The organism is Streptomyces sp. 11-1-2, assembly GCF_003595545.1.
Lineage (GTDB): Bacteria > Actinomycetota > Actinomycetes > Streptomycetales > Streptomycetaceae > Streptomyces > Streptomyces hygroscopicus_B.
Genome location: NZ_CP022545.1, coordinates 9,190,460 through 9,203,171, shown reverse-complemented (window position 1 = coordinate 9,203,171; position 12,712 = coordinate 9,190,460). Strand labels below are relative to the sequence as shown.

Below are 12,712 nucleotides of genomic sequence, written 5' to 3'. Positions count from 1 at the left end.
GTTGCGGGACGCCGCGCGGGCAACGTTCCCGCAACGTGGCGAGGGGTTCCCTGGGCTTGGCCCCTGACCGCTCGGTGAGCATGATCGGAGAGGGATCGCCCATGGAACGTATCGCGCTGACCCCGGCCGCGGCCGAGCTGATCCGCCAACTGCGAGCGGAGCACGGCCCGTTGATGTTCCACCAGTCGGGCGGCTGCTGTGACGGCAGCGCGCCGATGTGTTTTCCGCTCGGCGAGTTCCGTACGGGTGGGTCGGATGTGCTGCTCGCGGAGCTGGAGGTGGACGGGGTCGAGGAGCCGGTGGGCTTCTGGATGTCGGCCTCGCAGTTCGAGCGGTGGGCGCATACGCATCTCACGGTGGACGTGGTGCCGGGGCGCGGCAGCGGTTTCTCCTTGGAGGCGCCGGAGGGTGTGCGCTTCCTGATCCGCTCACGGCTGCTGGACGACGCGGCGAGCTGAGCGCGGCACGTCGCCTGCGGGGCGCGGCGTCTGCGGGGCGCGTGGCCCGCACGACGCATCGCCCACGTGGAACGTCCCCTGCGTGGCGCGTCACCCGCACGACGCATCGCCCACGCGGCACAATCACCGGCAGGCGCATCACCTGCAGGCACATCCTCTGGGTGGCGCGTCACCCGCGCGGCACATCGCCCGCGCGTCAGATCACCCACGCGGCACATCACCCACGCGGCGCGGGCGGGGCGGTGCGCATCGCCTTCGCGCGGCTTCAGCTCGCGTCGGCCAGTGCCAGGGTGTGCAGTCGCTCGGGCGGGCCCGGGCGGGCGTAGTACCAGCCCTGGCCGGTGTCACAGCCCAGCCCCCGCAGATGCTCGGCCTGTACGGCCGTCTCCACGCCCTCGACCGTCACCGCGAGGTCCAGCGTGTGGGCGAGCGAGACGATCCCCTCGACGATCTTGACGTCGACCGGATCGGCCGGGGCGCGCTGCATGCCCCGGGTGAAGGAACGGTCCAGCTTGAGCGTGGAGACCGGGAGACGGCGCAGGTACGACAGGTTGGAGTAGCCGGTGCCGAAGTCGTCCAGGGCGATGTCCACGCCGAGGTCGGCGAGTTGCCGCAGGGGCCGCAGGGCGCTTTCGTCGGCGCCGATGAGGTCGTTCTCGGTGACCTCCAAGCACAGCGCGCTGGGGCACAGCCCGGCGTTCTCCAGGACCGCCACCGTGTCGGAGACCAGCGTGGGGTGGCTGAGCTGGCACGGCGAGAGATTGACGTTGACGCGCAGCGGCTCGCCGTCGTCCTCGTCGGCGTCGCGCCACTCCCGCGCCTGCCGGGCGGCCTGCTCCAGCACCCAGCGGCCGAGCGGGACGATCAGCCCGGTGTCCTCGGCGAGCGGGATGAACTGGTCGGGGCCGAGCACGCCGTGCACCGGATGCAGCCAGCGTACGAGCGCCTCCGCACCGCGCACGGTGCCGTCGGTGAGCCGTACCAGCGGCTGGTACTCGATGAAGAACTCGCCCTTCTCCAGGGCGGAGGGCAGCCCGTTGGTGAGGCTGTGGCGGGCGATCACCCGGGCGTTGGAGTCGGCGTCGGCGATCTCATAGCGATTGCCGCCCGCGGCCTTGGCCCGGTACATCGTGATGTCGGCGCTGCGCAGCACCTCGGCCCGGCCGATCTCCCCGGCCCGGCCGTCGACCACGCCGATACTGGCCCGTACCCGCAGCTCACGGCCCTCGACCCGGACGGGTTCGGCGAGCGCGGCGAGCATCCGGCGGGCCAGCCCGGCGCCGTCGGCCTGCGCCGCGGGGCCGGTGACCAGGGCGAGGAACTCATCGCCGCCGACCCGGGCGATCAGCTCGGCGGGAGTTTTCACACAGTCCTGGAGGCGCTTGGCGACGGCCTTGAGCATCCGGTCGCCGGCGGCGTGCCCGAGGCTGTCGTTGACCGCCTTGAAGCCGTCCAGGTCCAGGTAGCACACGCCGAACCGCACGGCGTCCGCCCCGGCGGCCAGCACCTGGTCCAGCCGCTCCAGGAACAGGGTGCGGTTGGGAAGTCCGGTCAGCTCGTCGTGGGTGGCCTCGTAGCGCAGCCGCTCGCGTAGCTGCCGGTGCTCGGTGATGTCCTCGGCGAGGGCGAGCTGGTACTGCGGGGCGCCACTGGAGTCGCGCAGCAGGGTGACCGTGAGATTGGTCCACAGCTCGCTGCCGTCGTCGCGGTAGTGCGGCTTCTCGATGCGGAAGTGGTCGCGCTCCCCGTTGACCAGCGCGCGGTAGAGCTCATGGGCACCCGGTACGTCGTCGGGGTGGACGAACTCGGTGACGTTGCGGCCGGGGCGGAAGAAGTCCATCCCGCCGAACATCCGGGCCATGGCGTCGTTGACGACGAGCACCTCGCCGTCGAGTCCGGCGATGCCCACGCCGATGACCGCGCCCTCGAAGACGGCCTGGAACTTGGCCTCGCTCGCGTGCAGCGCCTTCTCGGCCTCGGTCCGGGCGGCCAGCGCGGCCCGCGAGATGGCCTCCTGCTCATCGCGCTCGCACTTGCGCAGCTCGCGGACGAAACCGGCGGCGAGGGCGTGCTGCAGCCGCACACAGCGGGCGCGCGCCTCCTCCTCGGCCAGGGGTTCGTGGCCGGGCGCGGCGGGCAGTTCGGCGGACGGCGCGGCTGAGGGCGGCCCGGCGGGCGCCGAGCAGGACACCAGGTGCGCGTCGATGACGCCCAGGATGGCGGGCAGCGCTTCGGGCTCGGTGCACTGGGCGTTCACCAGCGCGGCCCCGACCGCGTACGCCGCCTCGGTGTCGAAGGGAGAGCCGCGCAGGGCGGCGCTCAACCGGTGGGCCAGCGGCAGCAGATAGACCTCGAACTCGTCGGGGGTCATCGTCGTGGCCGCCAGCGGGTGGACGGCCCGGCACCAGATGCCCGCGAACCGCCTCAGCTCATCGTTCTCCGTGGGGGCGGGGTGCCCGGCGGCGTCCCCGACGCCGCGGTCACATCTCGGCCCGCCCGATTCGGAGGTCATATCGCGCGCTCCCCGGGGCAGCCGCCATGGGCTGTGTCCCTGTCGCGTGCCGCGTCCTCGCCTGTGGCGTCGATGCCCTCCGGCCGCCAGGCGGCTTCCACGTCCTGCACTTCCTTCGCCCTCTTCCGGCTTCCGGGGCCGCCCTCGGGTCGTCCGCGTCCTCGGGGAAGTTGAGCACGACGAAGAGCGGCACGGCAACCCGCTGCTGAGGCGAGATTACTGATCAACCGTTCGATGAGGAAAGGAAAAACGGAAAACTTCAATCCGGATCTGCTCATGGAGACGTGCGCCGCCGGAGGATGCCGGGCACCTGTCACCGGCATCTGCCAGCGGCCCGATCCCCGCGCTGACCTCGACCCTCCAGAGGGCGGGCCATTGAAAACGGCTCCGTCGAACCCTTCAGGGTCCGCCCTCTGACGCGCCGCCAATCCTGCCCGCGGACAGTCGGATTGGGTAATCCGTCACGTCCGCACGCTCCCCCGTCACACCGGGCGAGGAGACGGGACACACGCCCTCCCGGCCAGTCGGCTCCCCCTCCGCGCCCGTCCACTGCGCCCAGGAGATCGAAATCCTCGCACCGTTTTCACCCTCATGCGGTGAATTGCCATGAAGTGGGTACTCGCCCGGGCGGATCTCCTCGAGAAGGGATCTCCAGAGGGCATCTCGAGAAGGCATGAGGACGCACAGGACACATGAGGACGCACGGAGTGACCCAATGGCCCCACCAGGTGTCGCCCACGATCTGCTGCTGCACCGCTGTCTGACCCTGTTCACCAGCTTCGACGGGATCGACGGGAGCGACGGCCAGGACGATGCAGAGATACTGCGCCGGGCGATGGCCCAGGTCAGCACGGTCGGGACCGGCCGCGCCGAGGCGGGATACCTACGGCGCGGCGAGCGCCTGGTCCGCTGTCCGCACGACGGCCGACCAGCCACCGAGGCCCTGGACGCGCAGGTGAGGGAGCTGGCCGGACGGGACGGGCCGGTGCGACTCCCCCGGCGGGCCTGGGGCTGGGCATTCGGGCTGCGCGAACCGGGTGGGCAGCGCGAGCCAGGCGGTCCCCATACGCCGGACGGCCTGCACGGCGCCCTGGTCGTGAGCTACCGCGACCGGCCCGGCGAGGACGAACGGCTGCTGCTCAGCCTGCTCGTACTGCAGACCGCCGCGGCCCTGTCCGCCGCCGCCGTGCACCGCCGTGAGCGCGCCCAGACCCTGGAGCTGCGCCGGGCATGGGACGAGCGGGAGGCGATACGGCGGCGGCTGGACGCCTCGCTGACCGATCTCTCCCAGCTCCGGGAGGTGCATGACGCCCTCGCCCGCTCGGCCGCCCACGGCGACGGCGAGGACGGGATCGTCCGGACGCTGTACCGGATCACCGGGCTGGCGTCCGCCGCCGAGGACCGGTTCGGCAACCTCCGGGCCTGGGCGGGCCCCGGCCGCCCGGACCCCTACCCCAAGCCCGATCCGGCGCAGCGCGAGGAGCTGCTGCGGGAGGCCGCCCGCCGGGCGCGTCCGGTGCGGGCGCGGGACCGGCTGGTCGCGGTGGCGGATCCGCGCGGCGAGGTGCTGGGCGTGCTGTTCCTGGTGGACCCGGAGGGCCGGGCCGATGAGCGGGCCGTTCACGCGCTGGACCACGCCGCGACCTCGCTGGGCCTTGAGCTGGCCCATCTGCGCGAGCTGGCGGAGGTGGAGCTGCGGCTGCGGCGGGAGCTGGTCGACGATCTGCTCTCGGGCGCGGACGACACCAGTGCGTACGCCCGCGCGGAGGCGGTCGGCCACGATCTGCACGGTCCGCACCATGTGATCGTGGTGCGCTGGAGCGACCGCCCGGCCGACGATGTGTTCCTCAAGTCCGTGAGCCGGGCGGCCACGGGCATGGGCCTGCGGAGCCTGCCCGCCCTGCGCTCGGACGCGGCGGTCCTGGTGGCGCAGAGCGCGCCGGGCGAGCGGTCGCTGCACTCGGCGCTGAGCCGTGAGCTCGGCACGGACAGCGGGGCGATCGGGGTGGGCGCCTCCTGCGACACCCCGCACGAGGTGCCCCGCTCGTACCAGGAGGCGCTGCGGGCGCTGGAGGTGCGCCGCCGTTCCAACAGCGCGAGCGGCATGACGTTCTACGACGATCTGGGGCTGTACCGGATCCTGCGCACCGGGAGCGACCACCGGGAGGTCGAGCGGTTCGTCAGGGAGTGGCTGGGCCCGCTGATGGACTACGACGCCCAGCACCACACGGACCTGGTGGAGACCCTCTCCCAGTACTTCGACCGCGGCGGCAACTACAGCGAGACGGCCTTGGCACTCGTGATCCACCGCTCGACCCTGCGCTACCGGCTGCAGCGCATCCGCGAGATCAGCGGAAGCGACCTGGCGGATGTGGACAGCAGGCTCAACCTCCAGGTCGCCACCCGCATTTGGAAGGTCATGCGCAGCGGCCCCGAGTGAGCGGAGCGCCACCGGGCACCCGTGACCGACGCGACGGCACCACACGACGAGGCGGGATGGGCAATGGGCGACAAGCACGAGAGCGTGGCGCGCACCCTGCTCGACCAGCAGGGCACGACCTTCGCCACCCAGGCCGGGATCAAGCTCCGCGACACCCCCGGCCCGCTCTACCAGCTCCTCGTACTCGCGCATCTGCTGTCCGCGCGGATCAGCTCCGATATCGCCGTCGCCGCCGCCCGCGCCCTCTTCGACGCCGGGATGCGCGACCCGCGGCGGATGGCGGAGGCCACCTGGCAGCAACGGGTCGACGCGCTGGGCGAGGGCGGCTACCGGCGTTACGACGAGCGGACCGCCACCCAGCTGGGTGAGGCGGCCGAGCTGGTGAACCGCGAGTACGGGGGCGATCTGCGGCGGATGCGCGAGGCCGGGGACCCGAAGAGGCTGCTGCCGGAGATCAAGGGCATCGGGCCCGCCGGGGTGAACATCTTCCTGCGCGAGGTGCAGGGCGTCTGGCCCGAGTTCGCCCCGTACTTCGACCGCAAGGCGCTGGAGGGCGCCGAGCGCGTCGGGCTGCCGGAGAGCGCGGGGGCGCTGGGGCGGCTGGTGGCCGAGAAGGACCTTCCCCGGCTGGCCGCGGCCCTGGTCCGCGTCGCGCTCCACGCGGACGCCGCCCGGGAGGTGCGCGCCGCCGCGTGACGCGTTCAGTCGCCAACGTGACGGGTCAGCCGCCACGTGACGCGTCCAGCCGCCACGTGACTCGTTCAGGTGAGGAACTGCGAGCACTGGTAGGGGCCGTAGGTCCGCTCGCCGTCGTCCAGGGAGACCCGGACGTCGTCGGGCCGGATGGCCTCGTCCCGGTGCAGGAAGGACTGGGCGCGGGCGAGGGTGCACACGAGCTGGCCGTTGGGCAGCCGGTCGCGTGGGCTGTCGAAGGAGGCGCCGGGCGAATGGAGGGTGATCCGGTGGCCCGTACCGCTGATCCGGTACGAACCGAGCTGGACGAGGTTGACGAGCCCCCGCTCCTCCCCCCAGGCCGGCATGTCGGAGAGCAGCTTGAGGACACCGTCGAGTCCCTGGAGGGAGATATCGGGGCGGGTGACGCCCTGGAGCGCGGAGCCGCGGACGTAGTAGATCCGCAGATCCTTGGTGAGCCCGTGGGCGGGCTCGCCCCCGTCCACCACCCCCGTGGGCCGCACCCCGCAGCCGGCCGTCACCAGGGCGAGGACCAGGGCCCCTGCCACCGTACGGAGGCGGCTCATCGCACCCCTCCGCCCGCCGCCGCTTCCCGTCCGGCACCGTCCTGCCCGCCGGGTTGCCGCGGGTGGCGGGGCAGGCGCAGGGTGAACACGGCTCCGCCGCCCTCCTCGGCGGGCCGGTTGGCCGCCTCGATCGTGCCGCCGTGCAGCCGGGCGTTCTCCAGCGCGATGGCGGTGCCGAGACCGCTGCCCTCCGAGCGGGTCCGGGCGCTGTCCGCCTTGTAGAAGCGGTCGAAGACCTGGTCGAGGGCGTCGGGCGGCAGCCCCGGCCCCCGGTCGGTGACCTCCACCGTCACCCCGTCCGCGGTGGCGGACAGGGTCACCGTCACCGGCGGTTCACCGTGCCGGAGCGCGTTGCCCACGAGATTGGCCACGGCCACGTCCACCCGCCGCCGGTCCACCACCGCCCGTATCCCCTCCGGGAGCCGCGCCGCCACCTGACCGGTCCAGCCGCGCAGTTCCAGCGTGCCGCGGAGGGTCCGCGCGAGGTCGGTCCCGGCCGCGTCGAGCCGGGCCGCGCCCGAGTCGAAGCGGGACATCTCCATCAGGTCCTCCACCAGCCGGGCCAGCCGCGCCGTCTCGTCGCTGACGGTACGGGCGGCGCGGGCGGCGTCCGAGGGCAGCTGGGCCGCGTCCTCGTCGAGCACGGTCGTCACCATCGTCATGGCGGTCAGCGGGGTGCGCAGCTCGTGCGAGACATCGGCGACGAACCGGCGCGCCCTGGCCTCCTGGTCGCGCAGGCCGGTCACGGAAGCCCGCAACGCGTCGGCCGTGGTGTTGAAGTCGGCCGCGAGACGGGCGAGTTCATCACGTCCCTTGACCTCCGCCCGTGAGTCGAGGTCGCCGTCGGCCAGCCGCCGGGTCGCCCGCCCCAGCTCGCGCACCGGCCGCAGCACGGTCCCGGCGGCGAGCAGGGCGAGCACCGCGGCGAGGCCGAGCACCGGGGGCAGTCCGCCGCGCACCGAGTCCAGCAGGGCGTCGGTGTGCTCCTGCTCCGCCAGCAGGGAGGTGACGGCGAACACCTCGAGCCCGGAGACCCGGCCGCCCTCGTAGGTGACGGGGGTGCCGACCACCAGATACGGCCGGCCCCGGTACTCCACGCGCTGGAAGCGGGTGCGGCCCGAGGAACGGACCGAGGAGCGCAGTTCGGGGGTGATCCGGGTGCGGTCCGCCAGGCCGTCGGAGGACGCGGTGAGGTCGTGGTAGCGGGTGACGACGAGCGGGGCACCGGAGAGCCCGGAGGAGACCGAATCGGCCATGGCGGTCAGCGTGCGGACGTCGGGGGGCATGTCGAAGTCGGGGGCGACGCTGTCGACGCGGTCGCGTACGTCGGTCTGGAAGGCGTCCTGGGTGCGGGCGAGCACGGCGGTGCGGGATTCGCGGTAGGCGAGCGCGGTGGCGGTGACCGTGCTGATCAGCGCGACGAGGACGAAGGCGATGACGAGCCGGGCGCGCAGCCCGCCCAGGCGCGGCCGGAAGCGCTTCATATCGGACCGAACCGGTAGCCGAAGCCGCGCACCGTCTGGATGTAGCGGGGCCGGGCGGGCACCTCCTCGATCTTCGCGCGCAGCCGTCCGACCGCGGCGTCGACCAGCCGTGAGTCCCCCAGGAAGGAGTGGTCCCACACCGAGGCGAGCAGCTGCTCCCGGCTGAAGACCCGGCCCGGGGAGGCGGACAGCTCCAGCAGCAGCCGCAGTTCGGTCGGCGGCAGCGGGACGGGGGTGCCGTCGCGGCTGACGGTCAGCCCCGCCCGGTCGATGACCAGACCGGCGTGGACCTCGCCGGGGCGCCGCGGTACGGGGTCGGCGCGCCGCAGCGCCGCCTTGATCCGCGCCTCCAGTACGGGCGCGGTGACCGGCTTGACCACGTAGTCGTCGGCCCCGGCCGCCAGACCGCCGACGATGTCCGGGTCGTCGCCGCGCGCGGTCAGCATGATCAGGGGCATGGTGGAGCGGGCCCGGATCCGGCGGCAGACCTCGAAGCCGTCCATACCGGGCAGCATCAGATCGAGCACCGCGAGTTCGACGGCCGGCTCCGCGGGGGCGTCGAGCAGCGCGAGGGCCTCTTCGCCGGTGGCGGCGACCGACACCTGATAGCCGTGGCGGCGCAGCACGAGCTCCATTCCATCGCGTACGGAGGCGTCGTCCTCGATGAGCAGTACATGCGGCATGCGGCCGATTATGACCCAGGAAATCTCCGGAATCCGCTGGTCAGGCCGGTGAATCGAAGGCGGGTGGGCTTTGTTACACATCCATCATGTGCTCATGGACGGGCCATCATGTGATCGCCGGAAGGTGATCGGCATGACACACCACACCACGTCCCGCGCCGCCTTCCGGCGCACGCTGGCCGCCCTCGCCGCGCTGCCCGTTCTGGCCCTCGCGGTGGGCTGCGGCGGTGACGGCGACTCCGCCACCAGGGTGGAGGGGGTGGCCTCCGCCCCGGGCGAGGGGACCGGCGACGCGAAGGACACCGGCGGCGGCGCGAAGGATTCCGGCGGCGGCTCCGCCAAGGGCAAGAGCGCCTTCTACGACGCGCAGATGGGCTATGTGCGCTGTATGCGCGCCAAGGGCGGGGCCAAGGACTTCCCCGACCCCAAGCTCAGCGGCCATCTCGACTGGGACAAGATCAACGAACTCGAGGACCCCACCGGCACGGGCGAGGTGACCAAGGGCGGCAAGGACGGAGCCTGTGCCGACGAGTTGCGGAACGCGATGGCGCTCGAACCCGAGCGGGACGCGCAGAAGGACTACGAGTCCATGCTCGCGCACGCCACCTGCATGCGGGACCACGGCGTATCGGAGTTCCAGAACCCCACCATGTCCGCGGGCAACGCGATACCCGGCGGTGAACCGGACCCGACGAACCCTCGTGTCGACCCCGAGTCCTCGGTGTACAAGCAGGCCCGTGAGGCGTGCAAGGACAAGCTGCTCGACGGTCTGGACGGTATGCAGTGAGGCGTCGTACCGCGTGGATCGCGGGTGGCGCCGTCGCCGCCGCCGCGACCGGGGCCGCCGCCCTGGTGCTCGGCGGCGGGGACGGGGCGGGCGCCTCGTCCCGGGACGGTGACCGGCCCCCCGCCACGGCCAGGATCGTCCGTACCGATCTGGTCCGGAGCAAGACCGTGGACGGACAGCTCGACTACGCCCAGCGGCGCAAGGTGTCCTCCGCCGTCGACGGCACGGTGACCGTGGCGGCCGACGCGGGCAGCACGGTCGCCCAGGGGCAGGCGCTGTACGAGCTGAACGACAAGCCGGTCACCCTGCTGTACGGGCAGATCCCGATGTTCCGCGAGATGAAGCCCGGGGACCGCGGCTCCGATGTCCTTCAACTGGAGCGGAATCTACGGGACTTGGGGTTCGGCTCCGGGCTGTACATCGATCCGCGCTACGACGCGGCGACCAAGGCCGCGGTCAAGAGCTGGCAGAAGTCGCTCAACCGCACCCCCACCGGCACAGTGGGTCAGGGGGACGTGGTCTTCCAGCCCGACCGGGTGAAGGTCGTCTCCGCGGACGCCGCGGCCGCGGATCAGGTGGGCCCGGACACGCCGGTGCTCACCATCGCCTCCACCAAGCCGGTGGTCCGGGCGGAGCTGGACCAGGAGGATGTGTCCCTCACCGCCAAGGGCACGACGGTGAAGGTGACGCTGCCCAGCGGACGGACCGAGCGCGGATCGGTGTCCGGCACCGTCCGCCCCGAGCCCTCCGAGGACGATCCCTCCGGCGCGGCACGGGACGGCATCACCGTGGAGGTGAGCCTGGACGGCGGCCGTTCGGCCACCTCCGAGGAGGACGGCAAGGCGACGGTGAACGTGACGTTCGTCAGCGAGAGCCGCGAGAACGTGCTGGCCGTACCGGTCGAGGCGGTGGTGGCGCTGCGCGGTGAGCACGGCGGCTACGGACTGGAGCTGGTCAAGGGCGACACCACCCGGATGGTGCGGGTCGACACCGGGATGACGGCCGACGGGCGGATCGAGGTCAGCGGGGCCGGGCTGCGCGAGGGCATGACGGTGGGAGTGGCCGAGCAGTGACCGCCACCGCACCGCACCAACCGGCGGCCGTGATCGAGCTGGTGGACGCCACCAAGACCTATCCGGGCGAGGTCCACGCCCTGCGCGGGGTGGACCTGACCGTGGACTCCGGTGAACTCCTGGCGATCGTCGGCCCGTCCGGCTCCGGGAAGTCGACCATGCTGAACATCATCGGCACCCTGGACCGTCCCACCACGGGCACGGTCCGGGTGGCCGGCCACGATGTGAACACGCTCTCCGACGCCCAGCTGTCCGCCCTCCGCGCCCGTCACATCGGCTTTGTCTTCCAGCACTTCCACCTCTCCCCCGGACGGGACGCGGTGGACAACGTGGCGGACGGGCTGCTGTACGCGGGGGTGGGCGCGCGCGAGCGCAGGGCACTGGCCCGTACGGCGCTGGAGCGGGTGCGCCTCGGCCACCGGCTGGACCACCGGCCGCATGAGCTGTCCGGCGGTGAGAAGCAGCGCGTGGCCATCGCACGGGCGCTGATCGGCGGGCCCGAACTGCTGCTCGCGGACGAGCCGACCGGCGCGCTCGACTCGGCGTCGGGGCAGATCGTGCTGGAGCTGCTGCGGGAGCTGAACGCGGCGGGCACGACGGTGTGTGTCATCACCCATGACCACGAGATCGCCGACGCGCTGCCACGGCGGGTGCGCTTCCGTGACGGCGAGGTCGTCGCGGACTCCGGGACGCCTGGGGCCCGTACGGCTGACGCCCGGCCCGGCTCCCCGATCGCCGACACCCACAACTCCCCCATCCGCGAGGTGAGGTCATGACCGACCGGAAGACCGCGGCAGCACGGACGTCCGGGGGCGGCCGCAGGCTGAAGCCCTCCCGGCTGGCCGCCGGTGACATCCTCCGCGTGGGCGCCGTCGGGCTGCGGGCGCGCCGGGCCCGGGTGGTGCTGTCCGCCCTCGGTATCGCGATCGGCATCGCCACGATGGTGGCGGTGGTGGGTCTTTCCACCTCCAGCCGGGCCGATCTGATGGCCCGGCTGGACCGGCTGGGCACCAATCTGCTCACCGCCGAGGCCGGGGAGGACGCGCTGGGGAACGAGGTCGTCCTGCCCAAGAACGCCGTCTCGATGGTCGAACGCATCGGCCCGGTGCGGCACGCCACGGCGACCGGCGAGGTGGACGCCCGTATCCGGCGCAGCGATGTGGTGCCGGAGGAGCGGACGGCCGGGGTCACCACCCAGGCCGCCCGGCCCGATCTGCTGGAAGCGCTCGGCGCCGAGGTGGACCGGGGCGTCTGGCTGAACTCCGCCAATGAGCGGCTGCCGGTGACCGTCCTCGGCTCGATCGCCGCGAAACGGCTCGGGGTCACCGGTCCCGGCGAGAAGATCATGCTCAACGACCGCTATGTGGTGGTCGTGGGCATTCTCCGACCGGTCGAGCTGGTGCCCACGCTGGACCGGGTGGCGATGGTCGGATTCCCGGCCGCCGAGCGGTACTTCGGCTTCAACGGCCACCCCACCACCGTCTTCGAGCGCTCCACGGACGCGTCGGTGGAGGATGTGGCGGCGGTGCTGGGCCGGAGCGTCAACCCCGGCCATGAGGGCACCGTCAAGGTCTCACGGCCCTCGGACGCCCTGGCGGCGAAGGCGACCACCGACGAGGGGCTGACGGCGCTGATGCTCGGGCTCGGGGCCGTGGCGCTCCTGGTGGGCGGGGTCGGGGTGGCCAACACCATGGTCATCTCGGTGCTGGAACGCCGCCAGGAGATCGGTCTGCGGCGGGCGATCGGGGCCACCCGCGGTGCCATCCGGCTTCAGTTCCTCACCGAGTCCTTGCTGTTGTCGGCGCTCGGCGGGCTGGTGGGGGTGGCGCTGGGCGCGGTGGCGACCTGGGCGTTCGCCCTGGCCCAGGGCTGGACGACGGTCATCCCGCCCTGGGTCCCGGCCGGTGGCTTCGGCGCCACGCTGGGCATCGGCATGCTCGCGGGGCTCTACCCCGCCATCCGCGCCGCACGTCTCCACCCCACCGTGGCGCTCAACGCCTCGTGAACGCCTCACCG

Annotated in this window: 11 protein-coding genes; 7 read left to right on the top strand and 4 right to left on the bottom strand. The window is 72.6% G+C overall.

Annotated elements, in window-relative coordinates; genetic code table 11:
* Nucleotides 1-101 precede the first annotated feature (101 nt).
* The gene (locus CGL27_RS39600; protein WP_119992391.1) at nucleotides 102-458 is read left to right on the top strand and encodes a DUF779 domain-containing protein; all 357 of its coding nucleotides are present in this window, start codon (nucleotides 102-104) and stop codon (nucleotides 456-458) included.
* 265 nt (nucleotides 459-723) lie between these two features.
* On the opposite strand, the gene CGL27_RS39595 is transcribed toward CGL27_RS39600, so the two are convergent.
* Entirely contained in the window at nucleotides 724-2,970 is a 2,247-nt protein-coding gene (locus tag CGL27_RS39595) for an EAL domain-containing protein (RefSeq protein ID WP_119992390.1), read from the bottom strand.
* A gap of 715 nt (nucleotides 2,971-3,685) precedes the next feature.
* Between CGL27_RS39595 and CGL27_RS39590 the strand changes: the two genes are divergently transcribed.
* Nucleotides 3,686-5,410, top strand: coding sequence for a helix-turn-helix domain-containing protein (locus tag CGL27_RS39590; RefSeq protein WP_119992389.1), 1,725 nt, complete (start codon nucleotides 3,686-3,688; stop codon nucleotides 5,408-5,410).
* 63 nt (nucleotides 5,411-5,473) lie between these two features.
* Nucleotides 5,474-6,106, top strand: a complete 633-nt coding sequence (locus CGL27_RS39585) for an endonuclease (protein ID WP_078639762.1) — start codon at nucleotides 5,474-5,476, stop codon at nucleotides 6,104-6,106.
* Between the two features lie 65 nt (nucleotides 6,107-6,171).
* On the opposite strand, the gene CGL27_RS39580 is transcribed toward CGL27_RS39585, so the two are convergent.
* From CGL27_RS39580 to CGL27_RS39570, 3 genes are read right to left on the bottom strand one after another with little or no spacing between them, the layout of a single operon-like run.
* Entirely contained in the window at nucleotides 6,172-6,669 is a 498-nt protein-coding gene (locus CGL27_RS39580; RefSeq protein WP_078639763.1) for a hypothetical protein, read from the bottom strand.
* Nucleotides 6,666-8,153, bottom strand: a complete 1,488-nt coding sequence (locus CGL27_RS39575) for a HAMP domain-containing sensor histidine kinase (protein ID WP_119992388.1) — start codon at nucleotides 8,151-8,153, stop codon at nucleotides 6,666-6,668. Before CGL27_RS39575 ends, CGL27_RS39580 begins: the two co-directional genes overlap by 4 nt.
* Nucleotides 8,150-8,836 (bottom strand): response regulator transcription factor, encoded by a 687-nt coding sequence (locus tag CGL27_RS39570; RefSeq protein WP_119992387.1) that lies wholly within the window; start codon nucleotides 8,834-8,836, stop codon nucleotides 8,150-8,152. Before CGL27_RS39570 ends, CGL27_RS39575 begins: the two co-directional genes overlap by 4 nt.
* Nucleotides 8,837-8,969: 133 nt before the next feature.
* Here CGL27_RS39570 and CGL27_RS39565 point away from each other — a divergent pair, with 133 nt between their 5' ends.
* From CGL27_RS39565 to CGL27_RS39550, 4 genes are read left to right on the top strand one after another with little or no spacing between them, the layout of a single operon-like run.
* Nucleotides 8,970-9,623, top strand: coding sequence for a hypothetical protein (locus CGL27_RS39565; protein ID WP_119992386.1), 654 nt, complete (start codon nucleotides 8,970-8,972; stop codon nucleotides 9,621-9,623).
* Nucleotides 9,620-10,696: a peptidoglycan-binding protein gene (locus tag CGL27_RS39560; protein WP_119992385.1), complete on the top strand. Its 1,077-nt coding sequence runs from the start codon at nucleotides 9,620-9,622 to the stop codon at nucleotides 10,694-10,696. Before CGL27_RS39565 ends, CGL27_RS39560 begins: the two co-directional genes overlap by 4 nt.
* The gene (locus CGL27_RS39555; protein WP_119992384.1) at nucleotides 10,693-11,472 is read left to right on the top strand and encodes an ABC transporter ATP-binding protein; all 780 of its coding nucleotides are present in this window, start codon (nucleotides 10,693-10,695) and stop codon (nucleotides 11,470-11,472) included. The genes CGL27_RS39560 and CGL27_RS39555 overlap by 4 nt, the downstream gene beginning before the upstream one ends.
* Nucleotides 11,469-12,701, top strand: a complete 1,233-nt coding sequence (locus CGL27_RS39550) for an ABC transporter permease (protein WP_119992383.1) — start codon at nucleotides 11,469-11,471, stop codon at nucleotides 12,699-12,701. Before CGL27_RS39555 ends, CGL27_RS39550 begins: the two co-directional genes overlap by 4 nt.
* The last annotated feature ends 11 nt before the right edge of the window (nucleotides 12,702-12,712 follow it).